The organism is Rhizobium laguerreae (genome assembly GCF_002008165.1).
Taxonomy (GTDB): domain Bacteria; phylum Pseudomonadota; class Alphaproteobacteria; order Rhizobiales; family Rhizobiaceae; genus Rhizobium; species Rhizobium laguerreae.
The window spans coordinates 141,528-154,644 of sequence record NZ_MRDM01000032.1; the positions used below are offsets into that span (position 1 = coordinate 141,528).

Sequence of the window (13,117 nt, forward strand, 5' to 3'; positions counted from 1 at the left end):
GGCTTCCGCTGATTGCAGACGTGCTGATGGCATGCGGCGGCTCAACCGCGTCTTCTTCTCCCGGCGATCGTATGGACGAGGGGAAGCCGGAGCACGCGCCTGGTTGAAAACGCTTCACGAAACGCGATTGATCCGCCAACGCCTCCTGACAGGTTTCGAGAAGGCCGAACCGGCTGTTTCGCCAAAGGAATTTTCGGTCGTCGGAGATCTTGAGCATTGGAGGAAAGGGAGACCGACAATCCTGCGATGTCTTGTTCCTTTCAGTGCACTCGTTCTTGGGGGTTGCAGCGGTCAGCAGTCCGCGCTTAGTTCCGCCGGCGAGGAATCGGAGGCGGTCTATCGGCTGTTCGTCGTCATGGTTATTGGCGGCATTTCGATTTGGGCCGGCGTAACCTTCCTGCTCCTTCACGCTGCGCGCCATCGACGGGAAGCATGGCCGGCGGAGAAGGCCGGCGCGCTCATTGCCTGGGGTGGTGTTGCGTTTCCGACTGTCGTCCTTCTGCTTTTGCTCGGCTACGCAGTCTGGCTGATGCCGGCGATACGGCCTTGGAACCTGCTTGCAGCAAAGGATGGGGCGATCGAGGTGACGGGGGAGCAGTTCTGGTGGCGTATTCGCTATCCGGCCGTCGGTGACCAGCCTGCTTTCGAGACCGCCAACGAAATTCGCCTGCCCGTCGGCCGACCGGCGACTTTTTCCCTCAAAGCGACCGACGTTATTCATTCCTTCTGGATTCCGGCGCTGGGCGGCAAGATGGACATGATTCCGGGCCGGACCAATTTCCTCACGCTGACGCCAACGCGCACCGGCAGCTATCGTGCCCCTTGCGCCGAATTTTGCGGTGCCTCGCATGCCTATATGGCATTGTCGGTCGTTGTCATGGAGGAGGACGATTACAACGCCTGGCGCAGCCGCCTGGCCCATGGCCAGGCAAGCGCTGCGGATGAAGGCGGACAACTCCTGCAGCGCCATGGCTGTGTGGGGTGCCATTCACTGCGTGGACTGCAGATCGCCGGCCAGACCGCCCCGGATCTCACCTTGATCGGCGTCCGCCTCTCGATCGGCGCGGGTGCGCTTGCCAACACGCCGGAGAACATCGCCCGCTTTATTCGCTCACCCTCATCGGTGAAACCGGGCGCAAAGATGCCCGCTTTCAACATGCTTCCCGAAGATGATATCGAAGAAATTGCCCGCTATCTCGGGGGGCTCAAATGACGGAACCACTCGCTTCGGTCTCAGCCGAAACATCAGCCGCGCAGGAAGCGGAACTTCGGCGCGTATGGGCCAATCCGAAAGGCTGGCGTTACTGGACCTCGGTCAACAACACTCAGATCGGCCTGTGGTATGGATCGGCCGCCTTCATCTTCATGCTGTTTGCCGGCATCCTTGCGCTGCTCATGCGCCTGCAACTGGCAGTCCCCGACAACGACTTTCTCTCCGCCGATCTCTTCAACCAGGCCTTCACTCTGCACGGCACCGTGATGATGTTCCTGTTTGCCGTTCCGATCTTCGAGGCGGTCGCAATCTTCCTCCTGCCCTCCATGCTCGGCGCGCGGGAGTTGCCGTTTCCGCGGCTTTCCGCTTTCGGTTTCTGGAGTTTTGCGCTCGGCGGCGTGTTCGTCTGCGGGTCGATATTTTTCGGGGCGGCGCCCAATGCGGGTTGGTTCATGTATCCGCCGCTTGCCACCGACAAGCAATATTCCGGTATCGGCGCGGATATCTGGCTGCTCGGCCTTTCCTTCATCGAGGTCGCCTCCATCGCCGCAGCCGTCGAACTCATCGTCGGCATCATGAAATGCCGGGCGCCGGGCATGCGGATCAACATGATGCCGCTCTTTGCCTGGTACCTACTGATCGTGGCGGGCATGATCCTCTTCGCCTTTCCGCCGCTGATTGCCGGCGACATCCTGTTCGAGATGGAGCGGATGTTCGACTGGCCTTTTTTCGATGCAGCACGTGGCGGCGATCCGCTGCTCTGGCAGCATCTGTTCTGGATTTTCGGCCACCCCGAGGTCTACATCATCTTCCTGCCCGCCATCGCGCTCATGGCGATGATCGTTCCGACCTTCGCGCAGCGTCCGATCGTCGGCTATTCCTGGATCGTGCTGGCTGCGGTCGGCACTGGGTTCCTGAGCTTCGGGCTCTGGGTCCACCATATGTTCACCACGGGCCTGCCGCAGATTTCACTGGCCTTCTTCTCGGCAGCGTCCGAGGCCGTCGCAATCCCGACCGGAGTGCAGATCTTTGTCTTCATCGCCACCATGCTGGCCGGCCGGGTGATCTTTTCCCTTCCCATGCTCTTTGGCGCCGGGGGACTGGCGATCTTCATCATTGGCGGGCTGACCGGCGTCATGGTGGCGCTCGCGCCCTTCGACTGGCAGGCGCATGACACCTATTTCGTCGTCGCCCATCTCCATTACGTGATGATCGGCGGCATGCTGTTTCCGGTGGTTGCCGGAATCTACTATTATTATCCGCTGGTGAACGCACAAAAACTTTCGGCTCGATGGGGCAAGATCGCCTTCTGGCTCATGTTCGTCGGTTTCAACACCGCCTTCTTCCCCATGCACCTGACCGGCCTGCGCGGTATGCCGCGGCGGGTCTTCACCTACCCCTCCGATGTCGGCTGGAACCTCCTGAACCTCGTCTCCACCATCGGTGCTTTCATTTTTGCCGCAGGTGTCACCATCATCGTCATCGATGTTCTGCGTCCTAAACATCGCGAGCCGAAAGGCGAAATGAACCCCTGGAATGCCGGAACGCTCGAGTGGATCAGCGAGCCGGAAGAAAATTGGGGCGTGCGGTCCATTCCGATCATCAAAAGCCGGTATCCGCTCTGGGACCAGCCGGAGCTGATCGACGGCATCAAGGCGGGCCGGTACTATCTGCCGGACGCGGCCGATGGTCGGCGCGAAACGCTCGTGACGTCGGTTCTGGACGCCGAACCGCTGCAATGCCTGCGGGTCGGCGGCACATCGCTTCTGACCATAATCTCCGCTTTGGCACTTGGCGGCGCATTCATCGCACTGACCTTCCATTGGTGGATCTTGACGGCGCTATGCGCCGCCGTGACACTTGTCGCCATCCTGATCTGGCTCTGGACCGGAACCAACGAGATACCAAGGCAAAACCTCAGGGATATCGGGCTTGGCAAGCAGGTTCCCCTTTATGCCTCCGGCCCGGCTTCGGTCGGCTGGTGGGCGGTCTTCATCACCATGGCCGGAGACGGCACGGCGTATGCCAGCTTGATGTTCGGCTATTTCTTCTACTGGACGATCCATCCCGATTTTACGGCAGGATTGCCTGGTCCGGGCAGGATCTGGCCCCTGATGGCGGCCGCGCTCTTTGCCCTTGCCTGGCTTGCCATGCTGTTTGCGCGATCGATCAATACGAATGGCCGGATGGCATCTGTCCGCCTTTGCCTCCTCACCTCCACGATCCTCACACTTGCGGCCTGCGCCTCCGGTCTAGCGGGTCCCTATCTGTACGACATGCAGCCGACGGCGCATGTCTATCCGGCGATCGTCTGGGTCATCGTGCTCTGGACGGTCCTTCATGGCCTAGTTGCCGTGATCATGCAGTTCTATTGTCTGGCGAGTAGTTTTGCGGGTCGTCTGACGGCGGAATATGACGCCGATCTGCACAATGTCGTGCTCTACTGGCATTTCCTGGTCATCACTGCCCTCACCTCCTTCGGAGTGCTGGGCCTGTTTCCAGAGTTGAGGTGACGAGATGCGCCTGATCCCAAAGGAGGTGGAAACGCTCTGGACCCTGTTTACCGGGCCCGCCGTCTGGGCTCTGCACTTTCTTGTCTGCTATGTCGCAGCCGCTGTCTATTGCGCGAAAGCATCGGAAGTTGCTTTCTCTTTCGGCATGCTCCGCTTTACCCTGTCCATTGCGACGGTTTTCGCGCTGCTTGCCATTCTCGGTGCCGCCTGGCTCGCTTGGCGGCAATGGGGCTTCGGCAGCGGCGATCCGCCCCATGACGAACCGACGAGGCAAGACCGGTTGCTGTTCCAGGGCTTTGCAACACTGCTGCTGTCAGGCCTGAGTTTCGTCGCGGTCATCTTCGTATCCGTCCCGCTGCTTTTTATCGAGGCCTGTGCCCGATGAAGAACCTTGCTCTTGTCGCCGGCATCTTTGCCCTTTGTCTTGCGCTGGCGCTTCTTGCGACGACCTGGAACGGCGGGTCGCTGACGGCGCATATGATCGTTCACATGACGACCGTCGCCATTGCAGCTCCGCTGTTGGCGATAGCGGTCGGCGGCAGGCGGCTCGATCCCGCCGTCCATCTCCCCTGGTTCGGGCCGCTACTCGCCTCAGTCGCCGAGCTCCTCGTCGTCTGGCTCTGGCATATGCCGGCGCTCCGTCGGCTGGCGGAAACGCGGCTTGATGCGATGCTTCTCGAACAGGCAAGCTTTCTTCTCGCCGGCATTCTGTTGTGGACCGCGTGTTTCCGGCGTCATGAGGAAGGCACCCAGCGGTTGGCGGGCATCATCGGCCTGCTCTTCACCTCGATCCACATGACGCTGCTCGGCGTCCTGCTGACCCTTGCTCCCCGCCCGCTTTATGGGGTCGGAGATGTCACCTGTCTCGGCTTCGTCCTTGGCCGCGACACCGATCAGCAACTCGGCGGTGTCGTCATGCTCCTGGTCGGCGCAGCCGCCTACATGCTCGGCGCCATCATCCTGCTTGCGGACGTCCTCAAGCCTACGTCTTCAAGGGGCAGCCAATGCGGATAAGGTGGAGACGGATATCTGCCGGCACCGCAGTACTTGCTGCAGCGGGCCTGTTCGTCGCCTGGGCCGGCATCATCGACATCCGTGCAAGCACCGGGCATTGGCGCATCACGGACTGGTTCCTGCATTGGGTGATGCGGTCATCCGTGCGCACGGCAGCGCTCGGCGGGCATGCGCCACGGTTTACGGCGGCGATGCTGCCGCTTGCCGCAGGTCACTACGAAACCGGATGTGCGGGCTGCCATGGTTCACCGGCGATGCCGCGACCCGCCGCTGTCGAAAACATGCTTCCTCCTCCGCCCAACCTGCAGCATGTCAACGCGACATGGAATGATGCCGAGCTCTTCGAGGTCGTCAAACATGGCGTGCGCTATACCGGCATGCCCGCCTGGCCGTCGATGGAGCGGGATGACGAGGTCTGGGCCATGGTCGCCTTCCTGCGGGAATATCCAAGCCTCGACCAAGCCGCCTATCAGCGGCTCGCCGGCTTTTCCGCGACGGGATCCCGGGACTTCGATGCGATCGTGAAAAGCTGCGAAGGCTGCCATTCGCCGGCAGGCCCCGATGAAACCAGCCTCATTCCGCGTCTCACAGACCAGTCGGAGACTTACCTTCGTGACAGTCTCGAGGCTTACGCGACCGGCAAGCGTCCAAGCGGTGTCATGAAGGTTGCGCTCTCGCAGACATCGAGCGAAGACCGGAAAAAGCTGGCCAGCTATTTCGCCAGCCAGAGCGTAGTCACTGAAACGGGCGGGCCTTCGGGAATGATCTCTCGCGGCAAGGTCCTTGCGGAACGCGGTGACCGGACGCGTGGCGTCGCGGCCTGCGCCGCCTGCCATGATGCTGCCGGTGTCAACGAGGCCTATCCACGCCTTGCCGGCCAACCGGTGCCCTATATCGAAAACCAACTCGGTCTTTTCCGCCGCGGAAATCGTGGCGGCGGCGCCTATGCTGATGTGATGACCAGGGCTGCTGCAGGTCTGAGCGACGAGGATATTCAGGCGCTCGCAGCCTATTACGAGGCGTTGCCCCAGGATTGAAACTTTCCTGCGCGACGATGGTCGCCGATCGCAAAAAGTGGATGATCACCCCCTCGGCCTTCCTTTACAATCAGTCGTTTCGGCCTTCCAAGGCAGATGGCAAAGGAAAATCGATGGCTCGTCTTATGGGTCCGGATCAAGCGGCTCAATCGGAAAAGCGGACTGCAAAAGCTGATCGGCTGGAGGGCTTGGCCCGTGATGTGACAGCCGTCAAGGTCGGCGACTGCCTGCTCGGTTACAAGGCCGTCCAGCGCCGCATGCGGACCGGCCGCTGGAGCCATTTCCGCGGCCGGATGCGCGAGATCGAAAAATTGATCAGGCACCGTCACGGAGACATCGTGCCCGAGGCCGATGACGCCTTGATTTACGTCGAGGTGATCGCCGGCCTCGCTCTTGTCGAATTCAAGGAAGAGTTTGTCGAGGTGGTCCTCGGCTGGGCGGCGCGATGGCTTCCCTGGGCTAGGAAAGCCGACATAGAAGACGTGATCTACGAGCGGACAAAAGTGCGCTTTTCTGACTTGTCCGCCGACGCGCTCGGCCATGCTCTACACCTCAGCTACGCAGAACGGAGCGCCCTCGATATCCGCACCATTGGTGCATTCGATGTGCCGAAACAGAAACGAGCAAAACTTCAAAAGGAAAAGCGGCGGCAGCGGGACCGGAGCCGAAAAGAGGAGCAGCGCCGTGCCGCCGGCGCGCTTTCCAGAGCCGATTATCTCGCCAATTCTTTCAGCCAAGCGCGCCCCTGGGAGGCTTTCGGCATCAGCCGCCGGACGTGGGAACGCCGCGGCAAACCGATGCTCGATCCCGCGACGATATCGATTTGCGACCCGATCTCGCTCGCGGCTTAGAACAGGATGTCGTCCGAAAACCGCTTACACTTTTCGGCATCATGCTCAGGCAAGCGCTTTCGTCAGCTTTAGCCGGATGGTCCGAACCAGCTATTCACAGCCTCTTGCAGACCATCCTGCGTTCTGTCGCCGACCCACGCCACATATCCATCGGGCCGGATCAACACTGCGGTTGGCGCGGAGATCAAGCCTAGCGCTGGCAGCTCCCACAGGCCGTCATATCCGGCGTCGACCAACGTGATGCCGTCCGACCACAGCGCGATGTCGACGCTGCCGGAGGCGCCGAGGTTCAAGAACACGGGCCGCGCATCCTGGAGCAGCGTAAAGAGACGCATAGGACCGACAGCCGTGGTGAGGTCGAGGTCAGGCATGCGGCGGCCGAGCAGCGGATGCCCCTCGCCAAACTCGTAGTGGATCGCCAATCCGGACATTTCGGCAGCGATGCGTTTGCGCGGTTCCTCCATGCCAAGCAGCTCCGTTACCACGTCACGCAAGGCTTCAGTGCGATCGTCGGTGCGCTGCAATGCCACCTGCGCCATCGTCATGCGCAACACGCGGGCGGCAACCGGATGCCGCTCGGCGTGATAGGTGTCGAGCAAGGCGTCAGGCGATCTTCCTTTTACCACCTGGGCCAGCTTCCAACCGAGATTGACGGCATCCTGCACACCGGTATTCAGGCCTTGCCCGCCGACCGGAGAGTGCACATGGGCGGCATCGCCGGCGAGGAGTACCCGCCCCTTGCGGTAGGCCGTCGCCTGCCTGGACATATCGGTGAACCGGGAAATCCAGTTGACGCGATGGAGTCCGTAATCCGTTCCAAATGCGGCGAGGAGGGCTTCCCTGAGATCGCTGAGCGTCGGTTCGGTCGTGGCGCCGGCATTCTTCTCCGGCACCATCACGCCGATCGGACCTTCCTTGGCAAAGACGATCTTGCCGTCGTGGATTTCATACTCCTCCCTACCGAAGGCATAGATGCCAAGGGCCGTGCGATGGATGCCCAATGGCGGCTCCTCTTCCATCTCCACCTCGGCGAGAATGTTGCCGGTCGTCGCATCCCACCCTGCAAACGCAATGCCGGCAGCCTTGCGAACCAGACTGCGGCCGCCATCGCAGCCGACGAGATAGCAGGCCCCGAGCGAGGCGCCATCCGAGAGTTCGATGATAACGCCGCTGTCATCCTGGGCGAAACCCGTTACCTCAAGGCTGCGATAGATCGGCACCGCCAGCTCGCCTACCCAGCCGGCCAGAATGCGCTCGATATGCTTCTGCCGCAGCGCCAGCCCGTAATTGCGCCGGGTTGGAAAATCGCTGATATCCAGACGCGTCACCGCAAACCCCGTGACCTGGGCTATCTGCCCTTCCGCGAGGAACCGGTCGAGGATGCCGCGCTGATCGAGAACCTCGAGCGTGCGTGCGCTCAGTCCGCCGGCACGCGTACCGGCAAGCTCCTGGTCAGGGCGGCGCTCGACAATGGCGACGTCGACGCCCGCCAAGGCCAGTTCGCCTGCCAGCATCAGGCCGGTCGGCCCTGCCCCTGATATCACGACTGCATGTTCCCTCATCCGCAAACTCCCTATTCCGCCGCTCCTTCAGGATTCCAGACAGAGCTGGCCCACTAGTAATCGGTCCTGCGCAGATGCCGATTTTCTCTGTCGCAGGTTGTTCTCCCTATAATAAGAGTTCCATACTGGTTGGAAGGACTTGCGACAGGATATCGGCCTTGCTCTCTAAAGCCATATTCTTTGCCATTTGCTGATCTGGTGCCGTGGAACCTCAGGCGTTTCAGCACGACCTGACCGGGTGGGCGCCGGATTTTGACAGGCATCTTCCCCGGTCATCGTCTGTTCTCGAACAGCGATCGATCAATGACTTGGAAAGGGTATCTTACTGCGGAGCCGGAGCTTTTTGCGGAATCGTCTCAGCCGCCGGTCGCTCGGACGGATCGGCGGGATGGCCATAGATCATGTAGGCGGCGCCTGCCAGCACCCCGAGGACGAGAAGAGCGAGCACGTACAACATCATTCCGCGGATGGCCGTCTTCGGTGTCTTATCCATGCGGGATCTCCAGGATTGCTCAGCGGTCAAATTCAATGCGAGCGCTTTTGGTTCTGACGCGGCGGTTGTTCAAGTGAGTAGCATTCACGGAACGATCAGGTCCGGATTTGGTTTAACCTGCATCCTCATCGCTAGCGGAGGCCATCATGTGGGCAATCCTCACCGGAGCCGCTCTCATCATCGGCGGACTTCTTTTTCTTTTCACGTCGGCGCTTGGTCGAAAACCGAGTAATCCGCACCAAATGCCGCAAGGCGGCACCACGCTGGAACCACGGCGCCAAGGCCTCAGGTTCCTCGGCGTATCCCAAAACTGGCCGGCGTTGGCCGTTATCGCCATCGGCGCACTTCTCTTGGCTTTTGGGGGATATTCATGACCGACACTCCTTGGGCGTCTTAGCTCCTTCGGCAACAAAAACCCGGCTTTCACCGGGTTTTTGTTCAGGCATTACCAAGTCTGGCGACTGGTCCAGTCATCGATGTCGCGTTTAACACGGTCCTTTTCGATACCATACCGCTCCTGGATCTTGCCTTCCAGTTGCTCGCGCTTGCCGGCAATCTGGTCGAGATCATCGTCGGTGAGTTTGCCCCACTGCTCTTTGATCTTGCCCTTCGCCTGCTTCCAGTTTCCTTCGACACGATTCCAATCCATGGTCGATTTCTCCTATTGTTGATGAGCAGGAAACGGACCGCAGTCGAAGTTGGTTCCTGTGTATTAGCTGATTTCATAAACCGTCACGTGATCCTGCGCCGACGCACGTAAACGACAGCCCAGGCCATGCGCGCAAGTGCTCGCCAGCAGTCGATCGCCATCGGCTTAGTTCAGTGTTTGAGCAAATGGGCACCTATTGTGCCGACCATAGTGCGGAGATCATCTTTCGACCGTACCCCATGTTCGAACATGGAGATCAACTCTTGAGCTGCTTTGATTGCACTTGGGCTATCCTTGGAGCAGCAGCGAGCGGCGCACCATTCGTCATAGATGTCTTTGATCATTGTGAGGTCTTCTGGACCCAGAGCCGACTTGGAGCCGTGCATACCTTGAAACATCGCAATCCTCCCAGATGCTGACGTGACACGTAACCACAACGCACTGATTTTATGCCAAATTCCGGAGATTTCAATGTGCGGTATAGGACAGAGCGAAAGACGCAAGGCTCTGCCCGCGTCCAATCAAACCCAGACTCCAATCAAGAAAATCGCAAACAATTTTTGAAACGATAATAGATGTGAAAATATTAATCCAAGCGTTAAGCAAATCATTTTTCCAGTGTTATACTATGTCAATGGGAGAGAAACAATGTCACTCAATATATTCGTCTATCTCTACAATCTAGGCGGCCTTGCCGCACTTAACGTTTCTCTGCGGAGCCTGTCGGATGAAGAAAGGCTTGGTGCATTACTGTCTCTTGAGAAGATAGGGTACGAGTGATCTGGAATGCCCGGAGAAAGCCAGCTTCCGCATATGTGCGGAGCGGTCCGAACGAACGCTAGTTGTCAGATGGGACAAAGGCCAATCCGGAAGATTGCGATGAGACCTCACGAGCTTGTGTCTCCCTTCATGCGCTGAAAAAGGAGATGTTTATTCTCTATCGTTCCAAAGGAAGTGAGGGCGATCATGATCCGATCCCAGATAGCCGACGCACAAACCGCATTGAGCGACGAAGAAGTCGCGCTTTGCCAAAGAGTCTTTGACCATATCAGCTCGGTGCGAGAAATCACGACAGACACCGAGCGCGAAGATCTGGCTCAGCGGGTTATCCATTCGTACCAGCATGGGGTGAAGGACGAGGCCGCGTTAATGCGACTGCTGATCTGAGAGCGCGGCGGCAATCTTGAAGGCCAGAAATGGTGAGAGCGTCGGGGTTCGAACCCGAGACCTACTGAATAAAGGTCAGTTGTATCAGCATATATCTCTTTGATTTTACTTAGTAATCCTCTATTAATTTTCAACTGTGCGTAAAACTGTGTGTACGAATAAGCGGAGATTAGGCCGCTATTTGAGGGTGTGCGATGGCCCTTAGTGCCGGCCGCCTCCCCAACAAATTTTCAGAAAAAGGCCACCAAATCGCGCCGGCCATCCACCACACGGACGATCTCGACCGCATCAACTTGAATTTCGCCCCACATTGCGACAAGGTGCCATCGCAAGGATGTAGTCTTCGACTTCTGCTGGTGAAATATACGCACCCGCACTTTCATGTAAACGCCGAGCCAATTGGGTGGCTTAAAGGGCAAAATGGCTTTCGTTCTGAAGACCTTCGGTAGGTTGCAGCTCGTTGACGAGGACGGGAATGATGTCGCGTTTCCCGAGAAAGGCCTGCTGCTCCTCGCGTATTTGTTTACAACCGATCAAGGTTCCGCGGATCGAGCAACCCTGGTGAGCTTTCTGTGGGGCGACGCCGATAGGGACGACACGCTTGCGACTTTGCGTAAGTTGATTTCGAGAATGAAGGCCCGTCAAATTGAACTCGGAATAAATATCCTTTCATCTCAGGGCAACATGGTCACCGTCGACCGGGAGTCTCTGTCTTCCGATATTCTGCTGTCCGGGACGGAGGAAGAGGTTGAACCGTTCTCCCGGCTTAAGCTTCTCGTGAAGCTCATGAACCAGCCTTTTCTGGAGTCGGTTCACAGTCATAGCCGTCGGTTTCAACTGTGGCTTGCCGAGCGCGAAATTAGCCACATCGCACTTCTCGGAAGTACGTTGAGAGCGGCGTCCCGACTGGCGCAATCGCCGAAGGAATCCGAACTCCTGAGGAAGGCTGCAGTTATCCTATTTCGGGCGGAGCCGAAGGATCCCGATACGCTGCAAATGCTCATAGAGATATTCCAGGCGGAAGACGAGGTTGCGTCCCTTCGGAACCATTTTGAACAGCGGCGGAATGCGATTTTGCGAGGGACCGCAGCGCGCACCAGACCCGACGGTGACGCCATATCCCTCCGTCCGACATCATCGCCTTCGATGCCGAAACTCGAGACCGCTTTTCCTCTTGAGCCGCAAGATATCCGGATTGCAATTCCCCGCCTGGTGCTGCTTCCGCCCAAGAACCAATCCGCCCGACCCCAAGTCGGTTTTCTAGCCGCATCTTTGGTCGAAGATATCACAATCGGATTTTGCGCCTTCAACAGCCTGGAGGTCATAGCCCCCTATTCGGCAGTTCAAATCGGCCACCACGTGGAGACGCAGAAGGCTTTCTTTGAACGGCATCGCGTCAATTATATTCTTGATACCCGGATCAGCAATACGGGCGATGAAGTCACCCTGTTCGCCCAACTGATCTTTTTCGACCAAAATCAAATTGTTTGGGCGGAAAGATTCAGCCTTGATCATATGGATCTCGTCAAAGACCGGAGAGTAGTCGCCCGACGGATCGCGCTCTCCGTGTCCAGTGAAATCGAGCGCCATGAGGCATTGCGCGAAGATCTGAACCCGATCGCTTACCATCGATATCTTGTCGGCAGGCGGCACCTGGCACGGTTGACGCTTCCGAATCTGCGGCGTGCGCGCAAGGAAATGAAAGCCGCACTCAGCGTAAGCCCCGATTTCGCACCCGCACTGAGCTCGATGGCGCGGACCTACTCCAAGGAATGGTTGCTGACGGCCCGAGGTGATATCGAGCTTTTGCAAACGGCGGAGAGCTTGGCTAAGCAGGCCACCGAGACACGTCCGGACTTCGCCGATGGGTATCGCGAGTTCGGGGTCGCCAAACTGTTGCAGGGGGCGTTTGACGAAAGCGCCGAGGCAATGGAAGTGGCGGAGAGCCTTGCTCCGCACTACGCCGACGTGATTGCCGACTACGCTGACACGTTGGTTCATTGTTCGCTTCCCGCCATGGCCTTGCGAAAGATCGAGCGGGCAATTGAATTGAACCCGCTCGGTCCCGATACCTATTTCTGGACCGGCGCGGGAGCAAACTATGCGCTCGGCGAATTCGAAGCTTCGCTGGACTACATTGGGCAGATGGCCGATCCCAGTCTGGCGGACAGGCTGTCCGCCGCGAGTTGGGCGATGCTGGGCCGCCAGGACAAGGCGCGGATCTTCGTACGGAGGTTTCGCGAAGGCAATCCGGACTTCGATGTGGACAAGTGGTTGTCCGCGGTTCCAAGTAAAGAGCAATGGCATAAAGATCTTTATCGTGAAGGCCTGAAGAAAGCTGGATTTTAAACATCAATCGTTGGAGGGAATAACATGGCTACAGTTGTTGTTATTAGTGTTGAAGGTCAGGACGGGCTCTGGATTGCGGATCTGGACAACGGCACCGTCGTACCGCTCCCGGAGCCTAAATCGGGCGGCCTGAAAGTGGTGACAGACCTTCGCGCGACCGGGACAACCCTGACGAAGGGCGTGAATATCGCCGTGGTTGTTAAGTCTGCCGAGGCGGCACTTTCGGGCCACTATGATGGCTGAACGCCTATAAGCCATGGGGGACAAGC

The 13,117-nt window shown here is 58.7% G+C and carries 14 protein-coding genes and 1 pseudogene; 11 read left to right on the forward strand and 4 right to left on the reverse strand.

The window, feature by feature from the left end; translation table 11 throughout:
* Positions 1-343: 343 nt before the first annotated feature.
* The 6 genes from BS630_RS34510 to BS630_RS34535 all read left to right on the forward strand — a co-directional run bounded on the left by BS630_RS34510 (position 344) and on the right by BS630_RS34535 (position 6,628).
* Complete coding sequence (locus BS630_RS34510) at positions 344-1,213, forward strand: cytochrome c oxidase subunit II (RefSeq protein ID WP_280952183.1); 870 nt, start codon at positions 344-346, stop codon at positions 1,211-1,213.
* The gene (gene ctaD, locus BS630_RS34515) at positions 1,210-3,726 is read left to right on the forward strand and encodes a cytochrome c oxidase subunit I (RefSeq protein WP_077981063.1); all 2,517 of its coding nucleotides are present in this window, start codon (positions 1,210-1,212) and stop codon (positions 3,724-3,726) included. The genes BS630_RS34510 and ctaD overlap by 4 nt, the downstream gene beginning before the upstream one ends.
* 4 nt (positions 3,727-3,730) lie before the next feature.
* Positions 3,731-4,111, forward strand: a complete 381-nt coding sequence (locus BS630_RS34520; RefSeq protein ID WP_025394464.1) for a hypothetical protein — start codon at positions 3,731-3,733, stop codon at positions 4,109-4,111.
* Entirely contained in the window at positions 4,108-4,740 is a 633-nt protein-coding gene (locus tag BS630_RS34525) for a cytochrome c oxidase assembly protein (RefSeq protein ID WP_077981064.1), read from the forward strand. The genes BS630_RS34520 and BS630_RS34525 overlap by 4 nt, the downstream gene beginning before the upstream one ends.
* The gene (locus tag BS630_RS34530; protein ID WP_077981065.1) at positions 4,731-5,777 is read left to right on the forward strand and encodes a c-type cytochrome; all 1,047 of its coding nucleotides are present in this window, start codon (positions 4,731-4,733) and stop codon (positions 5,775-5,777) included. Before BS630_RS34525 ends, BS630_RS34530 begins: the two co-directional genes overlap by 10 nt.
* Positions 5,778-5,890: 113 nt before the next feature.
* Positions 5,891-6,628 carry a hypothetical protein gene (locus BS630_RS34535; RefSeq protein WP_077981273.1) on the forward strand — a complete coding sequence of 246 codons (738 nt, stop codon included), beginning with the start codon at positions 5,891-5,893 and terminating at the stop codon, positions 6,626-6,628.
* A 68-nt stretch (positions 6,629-6,696) separates the two neighbouring features.
* On the opposite strand, the gene BS630_RS34540 is transcribed toward BS630_RS34535, so the two are convergent.
* Together BS630_RS34540 and BS630_RS37595 are read right to left on the reverse strand one after the other, a co-directional pair.
* Positions 6,697-8,190: an FAD-dependent monooxygenase gene (locus BS630_RS34540; RefSeq protein ID WP_077981066.1), complete on the reverse strand. Its 1,494-nt coding sequence runs from the start codon at positions 8,188-8,190 to the stop codon at positions 6,697-6,699.
* Between the two features lie 322 nt (positions 8,191-8,512).
* Positions 8,513-8,683 (reverse strand): hypothetical protein, encoded by a 171-nt coding sequence (locus BS630_RS37595; protein WP_165503769.1) that lies wholly within the window; start codon positions 8,681-8,683, stop codon positions 8,513-8,515.
* A 146-nt stretch (positions 8,684-8,829) separates the two neighbouring features.
* Here BS630_RS37595 and BS630_RS34545 point away from each other — a divergent pair, with 146 nt between their 5' ends.
* Positions 8,830-9,057: a hypothetical protein gene (locus BS630_RS34545; RefSeq protein WP_077981067.1), complete on the forward strand. Its 228-nt coding sequence runs from the start codon at positions 8,830-8,832 to the stop codon at positions 9,055-9,057.
* A gap of 71 nt (positions 9,058-9,128) precedes the next feature.
* On the opposite strand, the gene BS630_RS34550 is transcribed toward BS630_RS34545, so the two are convergent.
* Positions 9,129-9,332 carry a CsbD family protein gene (locus BS630_RS34550; protein WP_077981068.1) on the reverse strand — a complete coding sequence of 68 codons (204 nt, stop codon included), beginning with the start codon at positions 9,330-9,332 and terminating at the stop codon, positions 9,129-9,131.
* 170 nt (positions 9,333-9,502) lie between these two features.
* Positions 9,503-9,676 carry a hypothetical protein gene (locus tag BS630_RS34555; protein WP_231283788.1) on the reverse strand — a complete coding sequence of 58 codons (174 nt, stop codon included), beginning with the start codon at positions 9,674-9,676 and terminating at the stop codon, positions 9,503-9,505.
* A 304-nt stretch (positions 9,677-9,980) separates the two neighbouring features.
* On the opposite strand from BS630_RS34555, the pseudogene BS630_RS38485 reads away from it, so the two are divergent.
* The 4 genes and pseudogenes from BS630_RS38485 to BS630_RS34580 all read left to right on the forward strand — a co-directional run bounded on the left by BS630_RS38485 (position 9,981) and on the right by BS630_RS34580 (position 13,091).
* Positions 9,981-10,174: pseudogene (locus BS630_RS38485) on the forward strand (hypothetical protein).
* 124 nt (positions 10,175-10,298) lie between these two features.
* Positions 10,299-10,499: a hypothetical protein gene (locus tag BS630_RS34565; RefSeq protein ID WP_020049824.1), complete on the forward strand. Its 201-nt coding sequence runs from the start codon at positions 10,299-10,301 to the stop codon at positions 10,497-10,499.
* 420 nt (positions 10,500-10,919) lie between these two features.
* Positions 10,920-12,848: a hypothetical protein gene (locus BS630_RS34575; RefSeq protein WP_077981070.1), complete on the forward strand. Its 1,929-nt coding sequence runs from the start codon at positions 10,920-10,922 to the stop codon at positions 12,846-12,848.
* A gap of 24 nt (positions 12,849-12,872) precedes the next feature.
* Positions 12,873-13,091, forward strand: a complete 219-nt coding sequence (locus BS630_RS34580; RefSeq protein WP_020049822.1) for a hypothetical protein — start codon at positions 12,873-12,875, stop codon at positions 13,089-13,091.
* Positions 13,092-13,117 lie beyond the last annotated feature (26 nt).

Coding starts and splice junctions, on each gene's coding strand:
- ctaD (WP_077981063.1), top strand. CDS start 1,210: ATGACGGAACCACTCGCTTCGGTCTCAGCCGAAACATCAGCCGCGCAG.
- BS630_RS34520 (WP_025394464.1), top strand. CDS start 3,731: ATGCGCCTGATCCCAAAGGAGGTGGAAACGCTCTGGACCCTGTTTACC.
- BS630_RS34525 (WP_077981064.1), top strand. CDS start 4,108: ATGAAGAACCTTGCTCTTGTCGCCGGCATCTTTGCCCTTTGTCTTGCG.
- BS630_RS34530 (WP_077981065.1), top strand. CDS start 4,731: ATGCGGATAAGGTGGAGACGGATATCTGCCGGCACCGCAGTACTTGCT.
- BS630_RS34535 (WP_077981273.1), top strand. CDS start 5,891: ATGGCTCGTCTTATGGGTCCGGATCAAGCGGCTCAATCGGAAAAGCGG.
- BS630_RS34540 (WP_077981066.1), bottom strand. CDS start 8,190: ATGAGGGAACATGCAGTCGTGATATCAGGGGCAGGGCCGACCGGCCTG.
- BS630_RS37595 (WP_165503769.1), bottom strand. CDS start 8,683: ATGGATAAGACACCGAAGACGGCCATCCGCGGAATGATGTTGTACGTG.
- BS630_RS34545 (WP_077981067.1), top strand. CDS start 8,830: ATGTGGGCAATCCTCACCGGAGCCGCTCTCATCATCGGCGGACTTCTT.
- BS630_RS34550 (WP_077981068.1), bottom strand. CDS start 9,332: ATGGATTGGAATCGTGTCGAAGGAAACTGGAAGCAGGCGAAGGGCAAG.
- BS630_RS34555 (WP_231283788.1), bottom strand. CDS start 9,676: ATGATCAAAGACATCTATGACGAATGGTGCGCCGCTCGCTGCTGCTCC.
- BS630_RS34565 (WP_020049824.1), top strand. CDS start 10,299: ATGATCCGATCCCAGATAGCCGACGCACAAACCGCATTGAGCGACGAA.
- BS630_RS34575 (WP_077981070.1), top strand. CDS start 10,920: ATGGCTTTCGTTCTGAAGACCTTCGGTAGGTTGCAGCTCGTTGACGAG.
- BS630_RS34580 (WP_020049822.1), top strand. CDS start 12,873: ATGGCTACAGTTGTTGTTATTAGTGTTGAAGGTCAGGACGGGCTCTGG.